1 protein-coding gene is annotated in these 1447 nt (G+C 45.3%); it reads left to right on the top strand.

What is annotated here, in order from left to right:
• Nucleotides 1-50: 50 nt before the first annotated feature.
• A protein-coding gene (locus tag ACMWLG_RS25765) for an IS3-like element ISKpn8 family transposase (RefSeq protein WP_085949440.1) occupies nucleotides 51-1420 on the top strand; the annotation gives its coding sequence in 2 pieces (ribosomal slippage) (nucleotides 51-531 and nucleotides 531-1420; 1371 coding nt in all).
• Nucleotides 1421-1447: the final 27 nt, after the last annotated feature.

Raw genomic sequence — 1447 nt, 5'->3', positions numbered from 1 at the left:
ACCTGTACTGCACCCATTTTGTTGGACGATGAAATGGAATAGTCCCTGATATGTCAAAGCCAAAATACCCCTTCGAAAAGCGCCTTGAAGTCGTGAATCACTACTTCACAACTGATGATGGTTACAGGATCATCTCTGCACGTTTTGGTGTGCCTCGAACACAGGTCAGGACGTGGGTTGCCCTCTATGAAAAACATGGAGAAAAAGGTTTAATTCCCAAACCTAAAGGCGTTAGTGCTGATCCAGAGTTGCGCATTAAGGTCGTGAAAGCCGTGACCGAGCAGCAGATGTCCCTCAATCAGGCTGCTGCTCACTTTATGCTTGCTGGTAGTGGTTCTGTAGCCAAGTGGCTGAAAGTCTATGAGGAGCACGGAGAAGCTGGTTTACGCGCACTCAAGATCGGCACCAAAAGAAACATTACAATGTCAGTTGATCCAGAAAAAGCGGCGTTAGCATTGGAGCTGTCGAAAGACCGACGTATTGAGGATCTTGAAAGACAAGTTCGATTCCTTGAAATGCGGCTTACGTATCTAAAAAAGCTGAAAGCCTTAGCTCATCCCGCGAAAAAGTGAAAGTACTCAACGAGCTAAGGCAGTTTTACCCTCTTGATGAGCTTCTCAAGGCAGCGGAGATACCGCGCAGTACGTTTTATTACCATCTAAAGGCTCTCAGCAAGCCTGATAAGTATGCGGATGTTAAAAAGCGTATTGGTGAGATTTATCACGAGAATAAAGGTCGTTACGGATACCGTAGGGTAACGTTGTCTCTCCATCGAGACGGGGAACGGATTAACCATAAAGCCGTTCAGCGCCTGATGGGAACCCTCTCGCTTAAGGCAGCGATTAAGGTCAAGCGATACAGCTCCTACAGAGGAGAGGTAGGGCAAACCGCCCCCAATGTTCTCCAAAGGGATTTCAAGGCTACACGGCCAAACGAGAAGTGGGTTACCGACGTTACTGAATTTGCAGTCAATGGGCGAAAGCTGTATTTGTCTCCAGTAATAGATCTCTTCAACAACGAAGTTATTTCTTACAGCCTGTCGGAAAGACCTGTGATGAACATGGTCGAGAATATGCTCGATCAGGCATTCAAAAAGCTTAAGCCTCACGAGCATCCTATTCTGCACTCTGACCAGGGATGGCAGTATCGTATGAGAAGGTATCAAAACATCCTTAAAGAACAAGGCATTACACAGAGCATGTCCAGAAAAGGCAATTGTCTGGATAATGCAGTCGTGGAATGTTTCTTTGGAACCTTAAAGTCGGAGTGTTTTTATCTTGACGAGTTCAGTAATATAAGCGAACTGAAGGATGCTGTTACGGAATATATTGACTACTACAACAGCAGAAGAATTAGCCTGAAATTAAAAGGTCTGAGTCCAATTGAATATCGAACCCAGACCTATGTGCCTCGTGTTTAACTGTCCAACTTTTTGGGGTCAGTACAA

Source organism: Enterobacter sp. 01-M-02-SI-ECC, from assembly GCF_047530595.1.
Taxonomy (GTDB): Bacteria; Pseudomonadota; Gammaproteobacteria; order Enterobacterales; family Enterobacteriaceae; genus Enterobacter; species Enterobacter cloacae_M.
The sequence above is the reverse complement of the archived record's forward strand: the minus strand, read 5'-3'. Positions and strand labels throughout refer to the sequence as shown.